15 protein-coding genes are annotated in these 22552 nt (G+C 47.2%); 8 read left to right on the forward strand and 7 right to left on the reverse strand.

Annotation, left to right across the window (positions count from 1 at the left end; translation table 11 throughout):
- Positions 1 to 15 precede the first annotated feature (15 nt).
- Together E4K71_RS10785 and E4K71_RS10790 are read right to left on the reverse strand one after the other, a co-directional pair.
- The gene (locus E4K71_RS10785; RefSeq protein WP_135079431.1) at positions 16 to 903 is read right to left on the reverse strand and encodes a DUF6538 domain-containing protein; all 888 of its coding nucleotides are present in this window, start codon (positions 901 to 903) and stop codon (positions 16 to 18) included.
- A 345-nt stretch (positions 904 to 1248) separates the two neighbouring features.
- Positions 1249 to 1641, reverse strand: coding sequence for a hypothetical protein (locus tag E4K71_RS10790; RefSeq protein ID WP_135079433.1), 393 nt, complete (start codon positions 1639 to 1641; stop codon positions 1249 to 1251).
- A 323-nt stretch (positions 1642 to 1964) separates the two neighbouring features.
- Here E4K71_RS10790 and tnpA point away from each other — a divergent pair, with 323 nt between their 5' ends.
- Complete coding sequence (gene tnpA / locus E4K71_RS10795) at positions 1965 to 2402, forward strand: IS200/IS605 family transposase (protein WP_135079435.1); 438 nt, start codon at positions 1965 to 1967, stop codon at positions 2400 to 2402.
- Between the two features lie 346 nt (positions 2403 to 2748).
- Here tnpA and E4K71_RS10800 read toward each other — a convergent pair whose 3' ends face one another.
- The 5 genes from E4K71_RS10800 to E4K71_RS10820 all read right to left on the reverse strand — a co-directional run bounded on the left by E4K71_RS10800 (position 2749) and on the right by E4K71_RS10820 (position 15593).
- Positions 2749 to 3066: a hypothetical protein gene (locus E4K71_RS10800; protein WP_135079437.1), complete on the reverse strand. Its 318-nt coding sequence runs from the start codon at positions 3064 to 3066 to the stop codon at positions 2749 to 2751.
- On the reverse strand, positions 3063 to 11120 hold the full coding sequence (locus E4K71_RS10805; RefSeq protein ID WP_135079439.1) for a hemagglutinin repeat-containing protein: 8058 nt from the start codon (positions 11118 to 11120) through the stop codon (positions 3063 to 3065). Before E4K71_RS10805 ends, E4K71_RS10800 begins: the two co-directional genes overlap by 4 nt.
- A complete protein-coding gene (locus E4K71_RS10810; protein ID WP_135079441.1) occupies positions 11120 to 12862 on the reverse strand; it encodes a ShlB/FhaC/HecB family hemolysin secretion/activation protein in 1743 nt (580 codons plus the stop codon). Before E4K71_RS10810 ends, E4K71_RS10805 begins: the two co-directional genes overlap by 1 nt.
- 728 nt (positions 12863 to 13590) lie before the next feature.
- A complete protein-coding gene (locus E4K71_RS10815; RefSeq protein WP_135079443.1) occupies positions 13591 to 14427 on the reverse strand; it encodes a hypothetical protein in 837 nt (278 codons plus the stop codon).
- A gap of 2 nt (positions 14428 to 14429) precedes the next feature.
- Positions 14430 to 15593 (reverse strand): hypothetical protein, encoded by a 1164-nt coding sequence (locus tag E4K71_RS10820; RefSeq protein WP_135079445.1) that lies wholly within the window; start codon positions 15591 to 15593, stop codon positions 14430 to 14432.
- A gap of 536 nt (positions 15594 to 16129) precedes the next feature.
- On the opposite strand from E4K71_RS10820, the gene E4K71_RS10825 reads away from it, so the two are divergent.
- From E4K71_RS10825 to E4K71_RS10855, 7 genes are all read left to right on the forward strand, one after another.
- The gene (locus tag E4K71_RS10825) at positions 16130 to 16480 is read left to right on the forward strand and encodes a hypothetical protein (protein WP_135079447.1); all 351 of its coding nucleotides are present in this window, start codon (positions 16130 to 16132) and stop codon (positions 16478 to 16480) included.
- A complete protein-coding gene (locus tag E4K71_RS10830; protein ID WP_135079449.1) occupies positions 16477 to 17520 on the forward strand; it encodes a hypothetical protein in 1044 nt (347 codons plus the stop codon). The genes E4K71_RS10825 and E4K71_RS10830 overlap by 4 nt, the downstream gene beginning before the upstream one ends.
- A gap of 17 nt (positions 17521 to 17537) precedes the next feature.
- The gene (locus E4K71_RS10835) at positions 17538 to 18866 is read left to right on the forward strand and encodes a type IV secretory system conjugative DNA transfer family protein (protein ID WP_135079451.1); all 1329 of its coding nucleotides are present in this window, start codon (positions 17538 to 17540) and stop codon (positions 18864 to 18866) included.
- A gap of 227 nt (positions 18867 to 19093) precedes the next feature.
- A complete protein-coding gene (locus tag E4K71_RS10840; protein ID WP_135079453.1) occupies positions 19094 to 20017 on the forward strand; it encodes a hypothetical protein in 924 nt (307 codons plus the stop codon).
- 134 nt (positions 20018 to 20151) lie between these two features.
- Complete coding sequence (locus tag E4K71_RS10845) at positions 20152 to 20793, forward strand: ParA family protein (protein ID WP_135079455.1); 642 nt, start codon at positions 20152 to 20154, stop codon at positions 20791 to 20793.
- A complete protein-coding gene (locus tag E4K71_RS10850; RefSeq protein WP_135079457.1) occupies positions 20780 to 21139 on the forward strand; it encodes a hypothetical protein in 360 nt (119 codons plus the stop codon). The genes E4K71_RS10845 and E4K71_RS10850 overlap by 14 nt, the downstream gene beginning before the upstream one ends.
- A 285-nt stretch (positions 21140 to 21424) precedes the next feature.
- Positions 21425 to 22435, forward strand: a complete 1011-nt coding sequence (locus tag E4K71_RS10855; RefSeq protein WP_135079459.1) for a hypothetical protein — start codon at positions 21425 to 21427, stop codon at positions 22433 to 22435.
- The last annotated feature ends 117 nt before the right edge of the window (positions 22436 to 22552 follow it).

Raw genomic sequence — 22552 nt, forward strand, 5'->3', positions numbered from 1 at the left:
CCTTTGCGTATGAGGTTACTTTATGCAGCGGGACACATAGTGAACGTTGGCAGAGCCATCGTTTGCAACAGAAAACTTCTGGATTTCACAAGTGAATGATGTGTTGTGTGAATTTCCGTTGTAAACACCTGAAACTACCACATCAAACCAGCATTGATTGTTTTTTCTGACGCTCGGTCCACCAATTTGCCAATTTCCATTAGAAATTAAAGCTTTTAGGGCTTTGTGGTTTCTGAAAGAACTTGAAGGTGTTGAACCAAGCATACCCGTAGGTTCTAATTCCGTCTTTACAGATGCTGTCCCCAGAGACGTTATACCAGCCAAACTTGAGCATAGTTTTTCGATTTCTGATTGGCTCATATTCTTAGCCTCTCTTTGTTCTGCTGAATAAGCAGAAGAACTTACAGCAATGACGTTGAAGGCACGGTGAATGGTGGCCTTGCTCAAGTTCTTTTTAGCGTAGGCATCTCTCAGCTTATTTGCATCGTGGCGAGAATACATATCGATAGGTTTATCACCGACAATAGTGATGAGATTCTTGTGGGCACGATTGATAGCTGTCGAAAACGTGCGTGGTCGTCCAACTTCTTTAACCTTCAAATATATGTCTTTGGCTTCTGAGAACGTGGGTGCATTGGATTTGGCTATTTCGATGGCTTCCTTGACGTGCATAAAACGTTCAAACGGGTCGCTATACATACGCCGTCTGAGAAGTAGCCAGTGGTCATCAAGCTTTGCCGCAAGATTGGTTGCTTCTATCCGTGCCACTGTTATGGAACGAGTGCGAAGGGATAAGACTATACGGTCAGTGGTGTAGTGACTTCTAACGTCTTTTGGAACTCTACGTGTGAAGTAGAAGATTCGACGTTTTTTGAAAATGTATTTGGGAAGATGGTCTACCATTTGGTCACACGATAAGCAGCAAGCATCAAAAGAGTGCTTTGTTTTCAATCGTTTAACCAAATTTTTAGAGAAGAAATGGTGCCCGGGGGCGGACTTGAACCACCGACACGCGGATTTTCAATCTGCGCAGTAAATGTATAATATATTGATTAATATGATAAAAAATTACATTTGTCAATTTATGTGTAAGAAAATGTGTAAGTTTTGCGTGTGTATGAAACTTAAACCCTAATCAAGTTTTATCTGATTTGTGGAGGGAGACTGAACCGGCGCTTTTCCTTATGCAAAAGCGCATCAGAGAGCATCAGTCAGAAGTTATGTGTAGTCCCCCGACGAACTGATCCCCTAACGCACACCAAATTCTGGCTCACAGTATTTCAATGTGCCTAAATCTAATTTAATTCTAAAGTCTTGTGGGTTAGAACAATAGATGGCAAAAGACACAACGTTTTTATCAACTCCCGTTACCCAACCAATTTGACTTCTGTATTTTTCAATATAATCTTTGAAATGAGGATGCTTGAATGGGGGGATGTAATCTTTTATATGACCTTCTGCTGTGAGGATTTCTCCCAGAGGTTCATTGGCTCCACATTGATGTGAATATAACCTCAAAATAATGTTGGTTCTGGGGACATGATAGTAATAATCTTTTGTATCCAATGGGATAAAACTTATCTCAGGTCGAGAACCATCCAAATCTATCCAGTTTCCATCTTTATATGCAATTCTAGTCATTCTATTGGCTTTGCTGGTCCAATCGGAATTAATACATCAGTGTTTGATTGTCCGCTTTGTGGTAGGATTTGAGTCTGACTTTTTAGGAGTTTTTGCATTCTTTTCAAGCAGCTGCGCTTGCTCTAATTGCTCATAGAGTAGTTTTTCATTCAGGGAATTATCCAAAGTCTCTTTGTTTAGCTTGGAAAAATTAGGATTTTCAAGGTCAATTTTTAACTCTTTTCCATCTGGAGTGTATGCCGTTACATTCCAGTTTGTTTGATTTCCACCCCCTGGGTCCTAAACCCCGCGGCTTTAGCCCGATTGTGGCAGACTAGAACCCCATGCCACAATACAGAAAAGCATCCCACGTCACCTACGACTGCAGATATCACATCATCTGGATCACCAAATACAGACGAAAAATCCTCACCCCACAAATTCACCAACGCCTCAAAACCATCATCCAAGGCATCACCAAAGAACTCTACATCAACACCATCTCCCTCGGCATGGAAGACGACCACATCCACCTCTACGCCTCCATCCCCATCACCCAGCCCATCCCCTACGTAGTCCAAAAACTCAAAGGCAGAACCTCCCACATCATCCGCCAAGAATTCAAAACATACCTCAAGCCCTACTACTGGAAACCAGTCCTCTGGGCCACCGGATACTTCGTAGCAACCGTAGGCGAAGTCTCCCACGATATCATCAAAAACTACGTAGACAACCAAGGCAAACAAGACGTCCTCGGCAACGACGAAACAATCGAACTCTAAACATCACAAACCCCCATCCCTTTAGGGTGGGGTGGGTTTAGTTGAGGTCGGAGCGTCAAGTTGAGTATTAATTGGACTTGAATTTTTACTAGCCTTTGCTACATCTGAAGACAACTGCATAGCATCGGCTCCAATCGGGCAGTTCTTGCCATGTCATAACCTCCTTTGAAACTTCAATCGAGGTTATGAAAAGATCAGCGAGATAATCGGTACCTATGACCGATTATCGAGGTCGGTAGCCCTAGTTTCGGTTTGATGATTTTTTCGTCGTAAGTCATCTGACGTCTCCTTCGCCCTGTTGGGCTGATTATGAACGAAGTGTCAGATCAAGTCCTGCCTTTTGTATTTAACTCCTTTGGAATTGTTCTTTAACAACTCTATCATTGTCAGGCAGTTTTAAAGGCTTGGGCTCATTCCGTATAGCTTCCTCAATAAAATTCCCCAACGAACAACCCAGTTCATACCAATCATCTTCAGGATAACAAAATTCAATACTTTCTAGCCAAGCATCAAGTTGATCATACCAGTCACCTGAATACTCTAACTGGTAGCCAATATTAGTCGCTGAACCCATCAGTCTTTGTTTGTATTCTTTAAACGGCATTTCTTTTGAACGAAATTTTGAGATTACATTTAGAAGGCTTTCGTAACCAGACAACATCATTTTCCTCCAATCGGTTTAATGGTTACAACTCTTCCTTCAGAGCTAGTGATCACATCAATACTGCCAGAAGAGTATCGAAGATTCCCATTAGCTTGTTTTACTGGTGTTGTATTTTGAATAATATCTTCTACATGATTTGGTGATATTGAGCGACCTCTTATGTTATCAGTACCATCGAAATAATTGATCCCCGGCTGGTTAATATATGGTAGGCGATCACCTGTTACTGGTTGTGGCTGCCCTTCGGCAGGGGCACCTGAAGAATACCTTTGGCCGCTTGGTTGCATACGCGCAACGGCGTGTTGAGAATACAGTCTATCACCTATTTTAGCATATTCCTGGGGGCCGTTAGGCCCTGTTTTCGTTATTTTCGGATAATCGTTCCAGTTTCCCCATAATAAGCGTTCATTCTTCCTAATTTTCCCAATCGCACCAGCAACCTCAGTTGTCAGTTTCAGGCCGCCTAAAGCGGTGCTTCCAAGCGCGGCAGTCAGTTCCCCATAAATTTCCATACCACCGACATGGTCGCCTGCGTCCAGTTTCTCCTTGGCGTCTGCCATGGTGGTTTTAAAGTCGTTGGCAATTTGTTCAGGCAGTTCGTCTAAATGGGTGATTAGATAGGTGATGCCCTCAACGCGTTCCTGATTGCGTGTAGCAGAATCTACATCCAGAAGCATAGCGGGTGTAGAAACGTCATAGAGTAGCAGCCCCAACGCTTCTGCATTTTCCACAACAAACTTGGCAGCGCCTTTGTTAAAGCCTGTCTGCATCGTTTGAGTGATGCCGCCCATAACTTTCGTTTTGGTAAGCTCCAATCCATCATTCAACAAAAACAGCTCAGATTTTTGATCTGATGTTAGTGTTTTTTGTTTAGCGTTCTTTAGCTCTTGCTTAACCAGATAAATCTGTTTGCTGGTTTCAACCAATTCGAATGTGCGATTGATTTTTTCCTGATCTGTCAGATTAAGCTCAGTCCCACCCCCAACAACGTTGGAACTTTTGTGGATTTCCTGCAAAGCATTTGCCATGCCCAGTGTGGAGCCCGGCAAAACACCTTTGAGGTTTTCAAAACCAGTTGGCGCGAAGTCTTTCAGGACTACATCATAGAAACTTTTGTTTGCCATAACAGTGCTGGCAAAGAGACTGGGGTTGTTAAATTGATTATCCTCACTGAGGAACTTGAGCTGGTTGCCGAGGTTGTCTGTAAAGCCTTTGCCGTAATTGTCCATGGTTTTCAGGATGGCAAGGGCTTCACTGTCCTGAGCAATTTCTCGGGACATTTCAGCGTCGACCTGACGCAAGGCTTCATTACCCAAACGAGTGACCCATTCCTCTTTTGTACCGCCTTTGGTTTTTGCCATTTGCTCCGCAGTTTTTTCAACCGCCAGAATTTCTGTGGTATGGAGCATGCGGTTATTCTTCACCGCATTACTGGCGGCTTGCATGGCTATATCGCTATCCTGTCCTAGAAGGTTGGCTGCAATCAGGGCTGCTGTTGTGGCGGCGTAGGTGATTTTCTGGTTTCTGTCTTCGTCGTCTTTGGAAATCAAATCCCCGGCTACTTCAGCCGTGACTTCCCCAACCACAGCACCGATAGCGCCTGCCCCCGCCGCATCCAGATCACCACCGCTTCGTATGAAACCCTCTATGGCTCCATTTGCGGCATGGAGGATTTTATGTGTCCCCTCATCAATTCCTTCTTCCTGGGTGCCATCTTCGTTCTTCTCACCCGCTTTCATATCCCCGATCTTGTTGGCCCCTATTTCACCTACGGCATTAGCAACGCTGTCGAGGACGAACTGTTTGAGGTCAGGACCGGATAAGGAGCTGGAGCTGCTGGAGCTTGACGTGCTGGTGGTCACCGTCTTGACTGTATTGGTGAGGGTAGTTTCCGTTACCGTGTCGCCCGCTGTGAGTGTGTCGCCATCCTGTAGAACCTGTCCGGTGGTTTCGGTGTTTTCTACAGTGGCATCATTGGCAGCTGTCACCGTTGTGCCGTCACCTGAGCGGATGGTCGTGCCCTGATGGACGGTCTGGGTTGTGGTGGTTGAGGTTGTGCTGCTCTTGGACTTGGTCTGGGTCACCCCGACGCCCAAAGTGCCGGTGGTAAATTTTCCATCCTTACTGCCGAACGTGCTATCTGGCCCACCATTGTCATAATTCAGGCTCGCCCCGACGTTGACACCGACAGACGAGGTCTTGGTGGTGGAGGTGGAATTAGTGGTGGCGTGCGTATCAGCTGCCGCCAGCAGATTGACATCGCCGCCTGCCTCAATGGTGGTGCTGTCGCCTGCTGTCAGCTCCGCATTGACCAGCGTGGTATCCTTGCCGGAGGTGATGTTGATGTCATTACCAGCGGTGATTTCTGTGCCCTGTTGCAGGGTATCCGTTTGGGTCGTGGTGTTCGTGGTGAACTTGCCTTTGGAGGCCGTCATACCCACGCTGTAATTGGTGTCACCGCCTTCGGTTTGTCCGCCATAGCTCACCCCGACGGACGTGGTCTTGCCCGTGAGGGTGGAGCTGGAGGTCTGGTGGATGTCTTGCGCGGTGGTCATCGCAATGTCATTGGTGGCACTTAACGTGGTGTCTGTGCCGCTTGAAAGCTCACCAGAGACAATAGAGATATTATCCGCACTGACGTTCAGGTTCTGGTCGGCCTTAAGAACAGTGCCTTCATTGATGACATCAAGGGCGGATTGCTCGCTGCCTTTTATCTTGGTCTGGGCGACATTAACGCCAACGTTCGCGAAAGACACCCCGATGTTGAAACCCTTGGAGCTTGTCTGGCTGTGGGTTTCTTGATGGACGTTCTGGGCAGTGGCGAGGTTAAGGTCGCCGCCCACCGTCATGTTTAGATCACCGCCTGCTTCCAGCTCAGAGCCAGTGATGGCCGCATCAGCCCCGACATTGACATTTAGGTCATTGCCGGACTTAAGCGTAGCGGCCACAACGGTTTGGTCATAGACGCTGTCGGTTTGGGTTTGGGCGGAATTATAACCGATGCTCAGACCGGGGATAGTCACGCTCATGCTCTTGCTTTTAAAGCTGGAGCTGCTGCTTTCCTTAGTGTTGCTGGCATGTTCTATATTGAGCTTGCCGCCAGCATTGAGGCTGGCGTCTGTCTCTGCCTCAATTTGAGAACCTTTGATATTGAGGTCTGCGCCAGAGGAAATACTGACATTATCGCCACTAAGAGTGGAGGTAACAGTCGTGGTTTCGCCGTTGGAGCTGGCTGTGCCCTTCATGGAATTATAGCTGGCAACGCCGAGGTTGATGCCAAAGGACTTGGTCGTCACGCTTGAGGAATGACTTTTGTCTTCAGCAGAGGTAATGGTGAGGCTTTGCTCAGCACTCAGGCTTAAATTATCACGGGCGCGAACGTTTGTGGCCTGCAAGGTTGTATCATTGGCGGCGCGAATGGTGACATTTTCACCCGCTGTAATGGAAGAGGAGACCGTATTTTCATTGTAACTTGTGTTGGTGGTGGAAGACGACGACAACATGCCGCTTTTGGAGGTGCGTTCCATGCGGTATTTCATATCTTGCATACCCGCAATCGCGATATTGTTATCGGCTTCAAGTGTGGCGGATTTTCCCGCGCTCAGCGTGCTGCCTGCAACTGTGATGTCTTCCCCGCTTTTGATAGACAGGTCACTACCTGCTATTGCACGGGCGCTCACGGTAGTGCGGTTGTCGATATGAAGCTCATACTTTTCACCGACGATATCCTGCTTATAGGTGTCTTGCACTCCAGTGAGGGTGGTGGTGGCACCGCTGTCGATGCTGAGGTCATTGCCTGCAACAAGGGTGGTGCCTTTGGCGGTTGTATTTTCACCGCTGGTGATGGTCAGATCGTTTCCGGCCTTGAGGCTGGCAAGGTCGTTGTTTACCTGAGTGGACCAACGGCCCAGCTGTCCATTCATACCAATAGATGCACTATCGACGGCTTTGGTGTTTTGAACGGCGGTCATGACCGTATCAGTGCCGCTGGTAATGGTGAGGTCTGTGCCTGCTTGCAGTGTTGAACCCTGCATCACGGTTTGCTGGGCGCTGTTCAGGTTAAGGGCACCGCCTGCGTGAATCTCGCTGGTTTGATAGGCTTCCTGCGTGGTGGAGACACCTGCATACCGGCCATGGCGATCACGGTCATAGCTTTTGTTGACAGTCTTGAGCGCTTTCAGTGTGATATCGCCCCCTGCTTTGAGGGTGGCATCCCCGGTGGAGGTAAGTTTTCCGCCTGTGTCGGTGATATCTTGGCCGGAGGTGATGGTGAGATTGCCGCCTGTTGCCTGAACACGGGCCTGAGACCCGCTGACAATGGATCGACCAATATTTACGTCACGACGACGGTCATAGTTATCGTGAAGGGTGGCACTTGATTGCTGCCATGTCTCTGTCGTGTTGGTGAAGTTGCCGTTGGTGGCGCTAAGGGTGACGTTCTCCCCTGTGAGGAGCCCGCCTGTGTTGGTGATGTCTTGATCGGTACTTACATTGAGGTTGCCATTGGCCGCTTCCAGCTTGCCGTAAGTGTTGGTGAGGGAGCCTGCGCTTGAAGCAATGGTGGTATTGGCCCCCGACAGGGTGCCGGAGTTGGTGATGTCGCCCCCGGCAGTCAGGTTAAGATCGCCCTCGGCATGGATGATGGCCCCGGAAGAGTCGATTTTCATACGGGTGGCTTCTGCCAAATAGACCACGGGCTTAAGCGCCTTGCGACCGTCTTCCAGTTCAACTTCCACCATCCAGACCATGTCTTGAGTAAGAGAGGCAATTTGTTTGGAACTGAGCGCGACACCATAAGAGAGTTGCAGGTCTTCTTGCTGGGCAAGCGCTGCATCCATCAGGGCGAGATACTGGTCGTTATCATTGGTGATGGTGGGAGAGAGGAAACGATTATGGGTGACGGCCATGATCTGGTCACGTACCTGTCGGGTCTCCCAATCATTATTGCCCAGTCGTTTGACTTCCCCTGCCAGATTGAAGCCCATTTTCTGGGTGAAATAATCCGAGCCATAAAGTGCGCCCAAGGTGGCAACCGCCGGGTTGACCTCAATGATATAGTTGGCGGTGGGGTTGGTCGTTTGAACAAACAGCCCACCGGGGCCGGAGGGGAGACTGATGTTGGCATTGATGCTGGCGGTGGTGGGCAGGCCGATATCAGCCGATGTGGCATGAACGTTGGCAGAGCCTGCGGTGATAGACACCGGGTCGGCCCCGCCGAACATGGAGATATTGTCGATGGAGCCTGTAAAGGGACCTGTAATATTTCCTCCGGCGGTGATGAAGGTATCGCCTGCTTCGATAACAGTGGAGGAGGTGGAGGAAGAAGAGGAGGTTGATTTACTACTTGGCATAGAACCGGTCTCAGCATCAACATATGCTATTATTTTTACTGTTTTCGAGCTGCTACTTGTCGTTCTAATGGTTGCTTGGCCTTCGTTCGTGAGAGTATTTCCCTTTAGTGTCAGGTCATTGTTGGTTGCAATATAGCCACCTTTGTTGGTCAAATTTGTTGCATCCAATGTCATGGCCAAAGAACTGATGAGTTTGGCAGGGTCTCCTGTATAGCTGGTTGTTTTCTCAATAACGGAAGACGAACTCGTTGTTCTCGTTAAGGAACAAGTGCCAACAACTCCACAACTAGGATGGCTGTCTGACCCCCGATAATAATTAGTCTTAGTTGTTTTAGTGCTAGATGACGACGATATCGTTTTAGGTGTTGGGCTGCTTGCCCCTTTCCTCTCATTGGTGAGATTATTTGTATAAATGGATATCCCGCCATTGAGGCTCTCAATATTGCCTGACAGGTTATAGACCTTGGTGTTTTTGCCGCCAGACCCATTACTGTCGATCTGGATGTTGCCATTGGCGAGGATATTGCCTTCCTCATTGGTCAATGTGCCCGGTGTCGCCAAGGTGAGGGAGCCCGAAGAATAGAGCAGCCCTGTGTTGGTCAAATCCCCTGTAATATTCAGCTCAAACCCGTCTGAGCTGCCATCAGAGATGGTGCCGGAGTTAATTAGATGCAGGGCTGTCAGTGTCAGGTCATTTGTGGCGGTCATCAACCCGCCGTTGGTGAGGGTCGTCCCCGCAGTGATCGTTGTGTCATCAGCACTCTGGGTCTGGGAATTCGCCGTGGTGGTGAGGGCCTGATTAGCAGTTAGCGTGGTGCCCGTCTGTGAACTGATGGTGCCATCGCTTGTGATGTTGCCACCGCTTGAAGTGACGCTGACCGAGCCGCTGGAGGTGAGGCTGCCCCCTGTGTTGAGGGTGGTATCCCCTGTGGTGGTCACGGTGATGTTGCCTGTGGCCTCCAAGGCATTGCTGCCGCTATAGCTCGCCCCATTGATGGTCGCCGTACCCGTGATATCGCCTGTACCGGACCCTGTGGTGAGGGCTCCGCCTGTGAGCGAGAAGGTACCCCCTGCGGTGATGTTGCCGGAGGTCGTGGCACGGGTGCTGCCCTCTAAGGTGAGATTACCCACCGCCTCCAGCTCTGCTGTGCTTAAGGTCGGGGCCGTGAGGTTCAGGGCCGCGTTGGACTGGGTTTTGCCAGATAAGGTCGCTTGGGTGGTTGCTGTCAGGGTAATATCACCGCCTGTGGTGATCTGGTTTGTGCTGATCGTCTGGCCTGTCAGGCTTGCTGTACTTGTGGATTGCAGATGGCCGGACAGGTTGGCGGTGTTGGTGGCATTGATCGTTGCCGTACCGCCAGCGGTGATATTCTTGGCCGTAATCGCCGCCCCGGACAGGCTGACGTTAGAGTTGGATTGGACATTCCCTGTCAGGGTGGTACTGGTGGTGCCCGTGATACTGATAGCCCCGGTGGCTGTGATCCCGCCGGATGCACTGCCATCACTGATTTGATCGGCAGACAGGGTTGCAGTTTCCACAGCTTGTAAGGTGCTGCCTTCAAAGCTCAGGCTGTTGGTGGCCGTGAGGGATAAGTCCCCGGTCGTCGCATTGGACCCGTCACTGTTGCGCCCGGCAGTGATCGTGGCATTACTTGCGGTAATAGTTGCTGCGGAAACAGTCACATCGTCTTTGGTAGAAAGCGTGGCCGAACTGAGCGTAGCTGTCCCGCCTGCGCTGATGGCTAGGTCATCCCCTGCATAGAGAGTGCTGGATGCGGTCACATCATTGCTGTTTTGCGCCGTAATCGTGAGACCGGTGGCGGCAGAGGCTTTTTTGAGCTCAATCTTGCCATCGGCGGTGATGGTCAGCTCCGACGTTGACGCTGCCATCTCCCCTTGCATATTGACGCCCACGCCTGTTTCATTGGCGATCAGGGCAATGCGCCCGGCATACATGCCGCCCAGAGCAGAACTGTCAATCGCCAGTGTGGGCTTGGTGGAGCCATCATCTGTTTTCTTGGTGACACTGCGATCTGAATATTGAACATCATTGCGCCCGGCGATGATGTTCAGTTCTTTTGCATTAATGGCTCCGCTGATCTCCGCTGCGCGGGTGATGATGTCGAAGGCATCCGCATCGTTGGCGTTCAGCCCCAAAGAGTTCACAACCACATCGCCGCCATTGACTGACAGGCTATCCAAGGATGTGCCACTAAAAACAGGGGTGCCTGTGGTGAGCGTACTTCTGGATGTGTTGATAAAGCCGCAGCCGTTACAGGTGATACCGTTGGGGTTGGCGAGGATATAATCGGCCTTTTGCCCGGCAATTTCGGTAAAGCCTGTCAGGCTGGAACGATTGGCGCTTGTGACTTCATTGATGATCAGACTGGCCGCTGTGCCACTGAAGTTCGGGTTGGCAAAGATTGCTCCGCCCGTTTTGGTCAGGGTATCAATGGTGGAGTTGTTCACCACCAGCCCGGATTTACCTACATTAAAATCAGTGAATTTGTTGTGGGAGACACCAGAACCATTGGGCGCGACGATATCCAACAAAGGGGTGTCGTTAATGGTGGTGCTTACACTGGCTGTGGGCATGCTTGGGTCCACTGTGATGGTCGCGCTTTGGGCCTGAACCATATTGGGCTGGAGCGCAATGGTGAGGCTCAGCGTCCAGCAGAGCGTTTTTTTAAGCAGCTGTTTCATTAAAAACCAAGCTCCGCCTTAAGGTAAACTTCATGATGGCGCTCATCCAAATGAGCAGGGGACCGGATCGGTCGGGCATAGGTGCCAGACAGATTAAACATGCCACCCGATGTTTTGAGCCCAATGGCATAACCGGACAGCACGCCGCGCTCGGTGCTGTCTTTGGCATCATTTTCCAACGCACCCATATCAAAGCCAATGAAGGGGGCAAAGGTACCGAACAATTTATCGGGGATGTCATAGCCCGTTTTCGGCAAGGCCCAGCTCAGGGTGTTTTGCAGATAAAGACCTTGATCCCCGCCCAGAGTGCTTTCCTTAAAACCGCGCACGGAACTTTCCCCGCCAATGGAGATTTGATCGGCCCCATAAAGGGTCATGGGGCTCCATTGCGCATGGGCATTCCCTGTGTAAGTGAGCTTTTGCCCAAACACATCAAAGGGCTTGTAATAGCTCAGGTCCAGTTCACTTTTTAAAAACTGGGCACGGGGTGTGGCCGGATTGGTGATGCCTTCATCTTCTGCCGCCCATAAGGCGCGGATGCCTTTTTCCATGGTCAGCTTGGCAGAGGCGATCCCGCCCCAGAGCTTATCTTCATGACCCAAAGTCCAGCCGATGGAGGTCAGGCGGTAAGAGGAACTATCGAGCTTGTCTTCACCAATAAAGCTGGCAGCAGTATGTTGGCGTAGGAAGAGAGAGCTGTTGGTTTTACTTTCTTTATTGCGGTGAACCACCACATCCACTTCGCCTTTGTGGGTGCGCGAATAGCCGGAACTGATATAGCTTGCCGCTGTGCCATTGATCTTGCTGGCATGATCATAAAAACTGTGGGAACTCGACAGGGTCCAATAGCCAAGGGGCACGGACCAGAAGCCGGAAAGGGATCGACTATGTTGCGGATCGCCCGCCTTGGTGTCTTTGGACCAGCTGAAAGACAGGTAATCATTGATCCCGAGCAGATCATCAATGCCAAGACTGCCTGTGGCCTGTTGCACGCCCGTGGCGATCTTGCCGGAATTATCAAATCCCATAGTCACATGCCAAGGCTTGGACGACTGGTTTTCAATCTTAACCATGGTCGCGCCTTGGCGGCTCCCCGGTTCCAGCTTCATTTTGGCATTATTGGATTTAAGGCGATTGATCTGGTCCAGCCCTTGCTCGATATCGCGCAAGTTCAGCGGGCGATCTAAGGTGCCGGGAAAGGCGGTTTTTAGACGCCAATTCTTGCGTGATTTGTCATCATGGAGCTCATAACCTTCCACAAACCCTTCAACGATAGTGAGCTCTAGTGACCCATCGGCAATATCTTGTGGCGGGACAAAGCCGCGCGTGGTGACATAGCCTTTATCCGTATAAAGATTGGTGATGGAACGCAGCAGTTCATCAACTTGGGCAAGGGTAATACAGCGTGATAAATACGGCGCAAGCAGGCGGGCCTTTTCAATATTGCTCAGCAGGGTTGAACCCTTAAGCTCAATTGACTCGCTTTGAAAACAGGTTTGACCATCGGGCAGCTCAGGAAGCTCCGGTTCAGGTGTAACCACAGGTTTCTTCTTGCCGAGCGATTTGTTCTTCATCTCGATCAAACGACGCAGGGTCTCATTGCGCCGCTGGATTTCATTTTGCTGCTGCTCAATCTTGTTGAGATCGTTCTGTGGAATAGCCTGAGCATGGGTCTCTTGTGTCAGACACAGTCCCCCAATCCCGAGGCCCAATAGCCCCAGCTTCTTCCCTATTCCCCTCATCTACGATCTCATGTTTTAGTTGATTTATTGATCAGAAGCCGAACATAAGGGAAGGGCGATACTCCTTAGAAGGGAAATCGCAAAAAATGCGACAAAATCCTGTAAAAACCGCAAAAAGGGCAAAAGTCATTCTAAACAGACTCACCCAGAGTAAGTCCGATACACAAAAAATTATGCAATCTCAAATTTAATTAAAATACAATCTAAGGGAATCGGACAGGATTGAGGGATTCATGGAAATGCGTAAGGAACTTACACATAAAGGGGAGGAGAATAGTAATTTGAAGGTCTGAAAGGCCGTAAGTTTTAATATGTGTAAGAGCCTAAAAATCAGCGAGCCTGTGAAAAAAGTACAGAAGGTTTGTGCAATAAGAGAAAGTCTGCGCGGCGAAGGATGATGTTCTCTAAGTTATTGAATTAATTGAAAAATACATATGGCGTTTATCCATATTTTCAAGCCGCACAGCCATTAGCTAAGTTATTGAAAATAAAAGGCTATTTAATTTCAATTGTGTAAATGTGTAAGAAAATGTGTAAGTTTCACACATTTTCCAAGCGTCGTGCTTTGTACCATGATTTTTCCATACCATCGACCCGCTAATTTCATTTTTTCGTGTGGGTTCTATTTCCCAGCAGAATTTTTTCCTTCCAAGCTATGTGTAAGGATTTTCAAAAATACTTTTAAAAATCAAGTTGTTATCTATGCTATTGTTACGAGTGTTATGGCATTAGCGGACGACAAATAGTGAAATCATTACGAAAGAAATGATGTAAAGCAGGTTTGAAATCACCATAGCTTGGGCGACTTCTTCTTTTATTTCCTCTTTGGAAAGCACCATAGAAAATGAGGAGGTGGGGAGGATGAAAAAGACAAGCACAGAGAGCCAGATTTCAGAATGGAGCCAATAGAGCAGGGCAATTGGAAGAAATATCGGAAATCTGACGAATAGCATTTTCCCGAGGTGCTGGAAAACCGTTTTTGAAAAGTTAGTAAATGACAGAGCAGAGCCCAATTGAAAACTAATCCCGATTTTCACGACCAAGCCAATTCCGGCAATGATGAGCTCGTCAATATACGCGCCAGCTTCAAAATAATTTAGAGTGAAAGCCGTTGAGATGAGGGCAACTAAAACTCCTATTCTCGTGAGGTTTTCTCGGTTGATTTGGTGGTGCTGGCAGGCGGGATAGACGATAGCAAGGCTTAGAAAATTAAAAAGATCAGCGATTAAAAATCCGGGCAATAAGTGCGGGGAAGTCGTTGAAAGTAAAAGCACCCCGCGGTTGCCGCCACCGTATGTGCCATATGAGAAATATGCGCTTGAAAGTTTTTTATATCTTGCCCCAAGCAAGGTTGGGAGGCATTGGATTAAAAATCCCGCTATAGCCAGCCAGAGCCAACCGGATAGGCCATAATCAAAACTGACCGTGGTGATAGAAACGAAAATAAAAGCGTAGAGAAGGTAAACGTTTAAGCGACTGACTACACTGACGATTTCTTTTCTTTTGCGGAGAAAATAACCCAAAGCAAAAAAACAGCCCACTAACAGAAGATTTGTGGTTTCCATATTTATTTCTCTTCTGTTGGGAAGCTGGGAAATGTTCTCATTACATGTGGGTGGTCACTATTTTCAAGTGGGGCACTTAGGAATTGGCTTATTTGTTCTCGTTTTTCAGCTTCTGAAATACCATATTCCTGCAATTTTCGATCTAAGTTGCTAAATGGTTCTTTCGATTTGTTTTGAAGGGCATGAGGTCTTGACTTCATAAGAATTGTCCGTCGGCTTACCAGAATATATTCCCCTTCATCAATATCGTGAAGGGTTGGGGTTGCCATATGATGACCATGCAAGGGGCCATCATCAAAGAATTTTACATGGAATGACGAAAAGTTATATTCTCCAGTAAGGTTATTGTCATGCCAAATTATATGCAGGATATTTGCTTTCTTATGTAAAAAAACATATCCAATTAAGTATGTCGTGTCGCCGGGGCGACGGGCTATAATATAGTCGCTTTTAGGGTCTTTTGAGAATGTGACGATAGTTGTTTTTACAACAGGTCCGGACTCTCGAATAGTGCCTTTGTTAGCCCAAACGTTAATCATATACCACGGGCTACTACAGAGCCACTTGCTAATGTAATCAGTTGCTTCAATATCGTCATTTGCGGGACGAAAATTTAAACTTGAGGAGGACGGTGTCTCAAGGCTTCCTTTAAATTGTGGAAACTGAAGAGTTAGCTGCTGTTTAGTGAGTTTGTATTTTTCTGCAATTATATTAAGGTCAGGTTCACAGGTACCACCAAGCCATCCTTGCACGACATCAAGCTTATCAGTCATGTCTAAGGTTTTTGCAAAGTCCGCAACATCATGATCATGTATCTCTAAAAGATAGTGAATGTTTTGCCTTATGTAATCTTGCCGGAAATTTATAAATCTTTTCTCGAGCATTTCTTTAAAAGATTGGTCTTCTAAAATTAGATCGCTGATCGTTATGGGGTTGTGAGTTAAGTAAGTGTGATTATAGATTTTTAGATATTCTTCAATTTTTGATTTTGGAATTTTTGCATCGCCACTAATCCATCGAGAAACGCTGCTACTCGTGCGTTTAAAGGCTGTTGAGATGTCTTTATGTGTCATCCCATGTTTTAAAACACCCTGTAACAAAAGAGGCCATCGCGATTTAATTTTTTCGATTTGCTTTGGGTTGAGGGCTTTTAGAGTCTTTTGCATTTTTTTATCACCTTTTCAGGTTTCATCTTTGAAAGAATCTGAGTTGCGATTTAATTCCGAAGATCGAAAACGGAATTGCATAATTGGGTTGTTTTTTCAAAAATGCAACGAGTTTTTATGATTTTTCTAGATTTTTTGCGTAATTTTCTTTTCTATTTTTGAAAAAGTTTTGCGCATTAAATTAATATGTGAAATCTAGCAAAGGGTGTTGACAGTGAATTTCTTTGATGACACGCTGCATGTGTGTTCAGGGAAACTTGTACAATCGGAATTAGCCTAGGGGCTCGTTTCTTTATCTGTATAGAGAAATAGAGCCCCTGACATTTCCTGGATGTCAGGGGCGAAACCGATAGTAGTAGAAACCATAGGTGGTCATTCCATCGGCTCCAGCGGGGTAAACCCGCCAGAGATATTATAATGAAAGCGCCTCGCCAAAGGCAAATTCACTGTCTTCTTTCTTACGGAAGAAATCCTGCTTTGTCAAAACAAAGTGGGGCCGATGGTTTGACCTCCTTCAAAGCCAAGGAGGTAATTCTATGGCTAATGATGTTAGATCAAGCTCAGAGCTCGATAGTTTTAGAGCGTCTGTGGCCTCAGAAAACCCACTCATTTCTAAAGCAAAAGCTGCTCTGCCTGTGAGCAAAGCGGATATGGTGATGATTGCGGCTGAGTATTTGCCCGTTCTTTCGGAAGAAGAGGCCGAACTCAATAGGTCTTGTGACGCAATTTTAGCTGAAATTGAATTGCTTGAAAATGAACTCCTGCAAGTCGGCATAGGTCTAGGTTGTTTTACGGAGGAGGAGCTTAATCCTTCTCCTGCGCCAAAGCCTGATTTGCCCCGAGCGACTTTTAGTGTCGTTGAGATGATCAAGGAGGCGGCGCAATGACACCAGTTTCAAAAGAAGCGGCTATCGGGAAGGTTCTTCAACTTGCCAAAAAGAACATCACAAGTCTTTCAGATCAAGCTTGGGTTTTGAGCATCTCGGTAGTGTTTTTTGTGATTGCCTTTCTTGGCGAGTTCATTTTACCTTTCAAGTTTTTTCTTGAGCAAGCAAAGGATGCTCACGGGCAATATACACTTGTTGATCTTCTTGAAGTGATCGTAAAAACATTCACACTGTATTCGCCTGCTTTTCTGACGAAAATATCAATCGATTTGATAATCGAATCTTTTAAATCAAAGCCCACAAATCAGAGTGTTTTTCGGGCTAAGCAACCAGTGCGCCTTATAACTGGTGTCGTTCTGCTCGTTTTCTCTATCCATGTTTCAATTGCAATCGGTCATGCGATTGTGACGCCAACGGTTTATTCAATGGTTGAGGAGCATGTGGAAAAGCTTGAGGACGGGCCAATTGCCGATCAGTCAGTAGAAATCTCGAATATTCCAGCATTCAGTATTTGGGGAATGCAATATTCTTTCCCCCGAACGGCAGGGGAATTTTTAAATCCAGACACTCTAACAAGCCAAGCTATGTGGTTGGCATACCTTCCCTTAACTTGCGCCTTTGTAATGACGTTTGTGTATTACCGCATTTCAAAGGCACTAAGGCGCCGCCGCGAATATCAAGACTGGCTAATCGCAAAGCAAAAAATTGAAAAACTTGGCGCTTTACGCATCAAGTTGGCGGAGAAAAAAGCAACGTTACAAAAACTTCAAGAAAACCGTTTAGCAAGGTTGCAAGCTCATTGTGCCAAAGTCTTGTCAGGTTATGACGAAGCTTTGAATGCAATGCTGGCACTTGATAGCCAACGAGCGGCATTTTTGGACCCCAATTATCAGGAAAGCATCAAGGATGGACAATCTCTTCATTGTCAGGTGCCATTTATTAACCTTGATGAAGGCCTTCGAGAGAGGCTTTTAGAAGCAAAAAAATCAGTGGAAACAATTGAGCTTCCTTCATCTCTAAGCCTGCAGTCCGCCCTTTAGAATAAGGAAAATTTGAAATGCAAAAAATTGTTTACATGAGCCTTGTTATTCTGTGCGCAATCTATACGGGTTCTTCTGAGGCATATGAAATTAAAAAGAACCTTGTCGTAGGGGTGGATATTAGTGATGACAGCGCGATCTTTACCAATCCTCAATTTATTCAGAAAGCCAGCAAGTATATTCGGAGTAAGGTAGAGAAATTACCGACGATCTCGAAAGTTCATGCCGTAACCTTTGGTGCCTGCGCGGGGTATTTGGAGAGTAGGGGCTATGACGTCAAAAGGGTCGCCCCTTTGGACCCGCAATCACCTTATAGGTTTAATCCGCTTCATAGAGCTAGGACTTATGAGGAACTTATGTCTTTGGGACAAACTTTGATTAAAGTGCCAGATGGGAATAACCGTGTGTTTTCTCTAGCAGCAATCAATACTCTGGCTTGTTTTTCTCGTGCACTCCATTCATTTAGTCCTGAGCACGCTGGCTTAGATGAAATTTTACACTTGGCACGTCGGGCTCAATTTTCCGAAAAAGAAGTTACTGATTTGATTTTACAAGTTGATGATCAAGCCGTCCAAGACAGCTGGTTATCAATCGTTAAAGATGCAAGTAAAGGTGGAGTGTTAAATGGCTCAATGAGTGAGTTGCAGCTTGCCTTAACCCTTTTTAACGACCCGGTGATTTGTCAAAATACAACAAATGACAATTTGGGTGAATTTCCGACTTTGCGCAAAAAGAAAACTGCAATTTTCCTTGAATTGAATGAAAAATCAGCAGAGACGCATGGTATGACATATCTTGCCCCCTTCTTCTCTCAGGTGTTCGACAGTTTACTGTCTGACAAAAATTCAGAATTGGGGCTGAATGTGAAATTGTATTTAGACGAAGCCGCACATTTTTTACCACACATTTCATCTGCTGCAATGGCGTACGCAACGTTACGTAGAAGGAATGTTTCGATCATGACTTGTCTGCAATCCTTGGCGCAGGCAGAAGATATTCCAAAGTATCAAACAATTCTTGATAACTGTTGGGTGAAAAATTTTCTAAACATTAATAATCCCAAGTCTCTTTCTCAAATTTCTCAATTGATGGGGCTTACTGAAAAAGAAGAAGGTGGGAGGATTATTCAGCGTGAACTTATGTCGGCGGCTGAAATAGCAAAGATGAAAAACGGGAGTGCTATTTGTTTGATCAATGGTCTAAATCCAATCTTTATTGATGGTTTGAATGGTTTTTTCGATGATGAAACACTGTCTAAAAGAGCGCATTTGCCCGTCTATTCCAACAACAGCTCTCAGATTGTAACAATGTCGCCACGTTTATTAAGCCCAAAAATGGAGACATGATGTGTTGAGAAGTTTTTTACGACTTGGGGTAACGATTGAGGACGTGCAAGGGACCGTCAAGCACGCCAGTCTCCAAACAACCCGAATGTATGATAAACGGCGGTTTTCCCATGATCGTAGTGCTTGTTTACGAGTATGCTATTAATCAAAAAAATAGTATTCCTTACCTGTTTAATGTATCTTTATTTTTTAGATATTAGGATTTCTCGTAAAAAACGGGCAAGCGAATGAAAAGATATTTCACTATATTCTTTCTAGTTTTCTTTATCAGCGTGAAAGCCAGTGCCCACGACTGTACTTATGAAGATGAGAAATATGCTAAATCTCGATATTATTCCCTTCAAGAATCTCTAGATTTTGCCGAAAAAATCAAAATAATGGTGAGAGGGAAAGACCTTAGAGGCATATTTAACCTTGCGGACGGAGAACTTTATTGGGGACCTAGACGCGCCTTCGCTCTTTCAAAAAAGTTTGAAGAAATTTTTAGTGATAAGTGGGTTGAAGAAGTATTAGAGGCCCCCCTGCCATGTAGTAGTTATCCCAAATATGAAGCGTTTCCATTAGGAGGTATTTGGTACAAAAGACATTATGAGAGTAACAAATGGTATATTTGGGTTATCTCAGGAGCCTTAGAAGAAGAACTTGGAGCCCCGATTGGCTGGAAGGTTGACGGTAGTTTAATCAGTCGAAATTGCTTTGCCACAGAATGGTTGTCAGGAGATAATTTCGAATTGATTGCAGAAGAGCTAGGTCTTTCAAAGAATGTAAACTTTTCTGAGAACGTTGGTTTCTATTTAGGCAGGACACCAAGCTCATTTGAGAAAATGGCAAGCCTAATTATTCCTGTAAAGGAATGCCAAATGCAAGGTGAATACGAGGTGCGCGATGGTGCAATTTTTGTGGAGAACACTGTATATAAAGTGCTTGTAGAACTCTCAAAAGAGAGGTGTCAGAAACTGGTTCCCCATCTATGGGCTTCGTGTGAAAAAGCATATCTAGTTCAAGTTGCAGATGCTGGAGGCTCCTGGGGATATTGGTATGATCATGGAATATACGGATTATTTGATATTCGAAATCAAGGAAAGAGTATTATTCCTTTGAAGTTTTTCAATTCTCAAAATGAAGGGCTGAATTTTGTTTTTGAAAATTGATGTATTAGGAAGCGGAAGAAATCTATAATTATTGATTTTCTATATCAACCTCAAAACCATAACTACCGAAAAACCGTAATTATCAGTCTACTATAAATATGGAAAATCCATATTCGCTATAATTACCGACAATCATGGTAAACTACATCATCGGTATTGTCGGCCAAAAAGGAGGCGCGGGCAAATCAACGCTTGCCCGTGGCATTGCCACCGAAGCGGCCCGCCAAGGTTATGCGGTGAAGATCGCGGATTTTGACCTTAAGCAAAGCTCGTGCATGAACTGGCGCAAGCTGCGCCTTGAAAACGGGCTTACGCCGGACGTTCCGGTGGAAAGTTATAACAGCGTTGAAAAGGCACTTGCCGCCAATGAGGGCGCAGACCTTTTGATTATTGACCAAGCGGGCCGGGGGACCACCCTCACGCTGGATATTGCCAAGGTCGCGGATGTGATCATTCAGCCAACGCGGGCCAGCATTGATGACCTTGACCCGGCGGTAAAGGTCTTTCACGAGCTCAAGCGGGCTGGCATTCCAAAAGACCGCCTGAAAATGGCCTTTAGCCACATCGGCACGGATGCGGAGCTTTTGGACGTGCGGGCCTATGTGGAGGAAGCGGGCTATTCCTACCTCGACGGATGTCTTTTTGAGCGTCCAGCCTATCGCAAGGCGCTCAACCGTGGGGCCGCACCAACGGAAACGCCTTTCCTTAGCCTGAACAAAAAAGCCCGCGCCTTCTTCATTTCCGCTGTTAATGCCTGCGTCGATGCCAGCAAATAAACTCCCCAACCTGAAAAAGAAAAACACCCGCCGCCGGGGGCTCGGCATTGCGCCGCCAACAGAGCTTGAGGCGGGGAACAACCTGAACGACCCGGAAATCGGCATGGAAGCCCCGGCACGGCCTGCGCGGGTGGAAATGGTCAAAGACAGCTACTCCATGCCCAAAGCGGACTATGAGATTATCGACGAGCTCACCTTTCGCATGGCGGCGCAAAAGCGCCGGGTCTATAAGGCAGAAATCTTGCGGGCCGGGCTTCACGCGCTCAAAGCTTTACCGGACGACAAAATGCTCTCGGTGCTGGATGGCTTGGTGAAGCTGAAGAAGGGGCCGGACAAGTCGGTCTAGTTTTTCAATAAATATAGATTTTCTATAGCTATTGGCCTTCGCTGCTTGGCGGGGCCATTTTTTTATAGGGAAAGGGGAGTAAAAATTCGCCTCAAACAGGCCCTGATAGCAACGCAATCCGGCACAAGGCGTTTTCTTGGTTTCACCCTGTTTTTAGAGGGAAAGGCAAGCTTGTGTTATAATCCAGTGCGACCTCTTTTGCGGGTACTTCTAAAGGTACTTCTGCAACCTGAATTTCCCGTTCAGGTCCGAGGGCATTTTTAACGTTTTCTCGCGCATCTTTTCATGGCTCCCAAAGCTTCCCCGGAAACGACTTTGAAGTCTATCGACGTGAAGCTTTTGTATTTTTTACAGCGGTTTCGTTTTCTCACTGCCGAGCAAGCCGTGCGGCTGGTGGGGGAGCGCCAGCACTCAGAAAAGCCGACCACCCGGTTTCGGGCTCTCCAAGAAGCGGGCTATATCGCGGGCTTTGGTGGTTCAAACTTGCACGGGGAAGACCGGGAAATCGCCGAAGATGTGCTCGGGCAAGGCTCGTCCTGCAAAGTGTGGTATTTGCTGCAAAAGGGCTATGACTACCTGTGTCACGAAACGGATATCGCCATGGAGCTTTTAGGCTTGTTTCATGGACGGGGAAATCCGCGTTGGTCGTCTCACACGCCCCATCGCATTAAAATGATTGACGTGGCAATTGCCTTTGATCGTGCCATCCATGCGCGTGGGCAAAATATCGTGTTGGAGCAGATTTATTTTGATTTTGATATTCACCGCGCAGCATCCGGTAAGATCGGACGCGAAACCGATATGGAGGGACTACGCGGACCCGCCGGGCCGCGTGTCAGGCCGGATTTAACGCTTTTGCTTGCCAAGGTGGATTATGAAACAATCGAAGCCGAATTTGGGCGGAAACGCCGCCGGGAAGTCCGAACGCGCCGCCGCATTCCCATTGAGATTGATTGCCGCACCGACACGGTACTTTCTGCCATCACTAACGACCCGGCGCACCGGGACTTGGCAACGCGTTATTTACTCTATGACCAGATTTTGAATGAAAGTGGGATTAGTGATCTTGCAAGCACCCAAGGCGCAGAAGACAATTTCGTCTTGCTCACCGTCTCGCCCGATGAGCGACGCAATCAGGATATTCGGAATAAAATTTCCTTGCAGGATGTGGATGTAGCCAATGACCGAAATTTTCGTTTCGCTACGTTCGCGCAAGTTGAAGCAGACCCGCTCGGGGCGATTTGGCTGACCCGTAAGCCTGAAAAACACGACTTCATAACCGCCCTTGAACCGTGAAGGTAAAGTCGTTTCATGAATTTGGCCTTGTAGCGCTGTTTCCGCTGCGTCTTGTTGGTTGGAGTGTCAGGGTAAGCCTAAAGGCGCTCCCGTGGCTCCTGCGGCCTTGGAGGGCGG

It is taken from the genome of Terasakiella sp. SH-1 (assembly GCF_004564135.1).
Classification (GTDB): Bacteria; Pseudomonadota; Alphaproteobacteria; order Rhodospirillales; family Terasakiellaceae; genus Terasakiella.

Bases quoted from the DNA above. Each gene is read 5' to 3' on its own strand.
- E4K71_RS10820 (WP_135079445.1), bottom strand. From the start codon at position 15,593: ATGCAAAAGACTCTAAAAGCCCTCAACCCAAAGCAAATCGAAAAAATT.
- E4K71_RS10855 (WP_135079459.1), top strand. From the start codon at position 21,425: ATGGCTCCCAAAGCTTCCCCGGAAACGACTTTGAAGTCTATCGACGTG.
- E4K71_RS10845 (WP_135079455.1), top strand. From the start codon at position 20,152: ATGGTAAACTACATCATCGGTATTGTCGGCCAAAAAGGAGGCGCGGGC.
- E4K71_RS10850 (WP_135079457.1), top strand. From the start codon at position 20,780: ATGCCAGCAAATAAACTCCCCAACCTGAAAAAGAAAAACACCCGCCGC.
- E4K71_RS10785 (WP_135079431.1), bottom strand. From the start codon at position 903: ATGGTAGACCATCTTCCCAAATACATTTTCAAAAAACGTCGAATCTTC.
- E4K71_RS10840 (WP_135079453.1), top strand. From the start codon at position 19,094: ATGAAAAGATATTTCACTATATTCTTTCTAGTTTTCTTTATCAGCGTG.
- tnpA (WP_135079435.1), top strand. From the start codon at position 1,965: ATGCCACAATACAGAAAAGCATCCCACGTCACCTACGACTGCAGATAT.
- E4K71_RS10805 (WP_135079439.1), bottom strand. From the start codon at position 11,120: ATGAAACAGCTGCTTAAAAAAACGCTCTGCTGGACGCTGAGCCTCACC.
- E4K71_RS10810 (WP_135079441.1), bottom strand. From the start codon at position 12,862: ATGAGGGGAATAGGGAAGAAGCTGGGGCTATTGGGCCTCGGGATTGGG.
- E4K71_RS10815 (WP_135079443.1), bottom strand. From the start codon at position 14,427: ATGGAAACCACAAATCTTCTGTTAGTGGGCTGTTTTTTTGCTTTGGGT.
- E4K71_RS10800 (WP_135079437.1), bottom strand. From the start codon at position 3,066: ATGATGTTGTCTGGTTACGAAAGCCTTCTAAATGTAATCTCAAAATTT.
- E4K71_RS10835 (WP_135079451.1), top strand. From the start codon at position 17,538: ATGCAAAAAATTGTTTACATGAGCCTTGTTATTCTGTGCGCAATCTAT.
- E4K71_RS10825 (WP_135079447.1), top strand. From the start codon at position 16,130: ATGGCTAATGATGTTAGATCAAGCTCAGAGCTCGATAGTTTTAGAGCG.
- E4K71_RS10790 (WP_135079433.1), bottom strand. From the start codon at position 1,641: ATGACTAGAATTGCATATAAAGATGGAAACTGGATAGATTTGGATGGT.
- E4K71_RS10830 (WP_135079449.1), top strand. From the start codon at position 16,477: ATGACACCAGTTTCAAAAGAAGCGGCTATCGGGAAGGTTCTTCAACTT.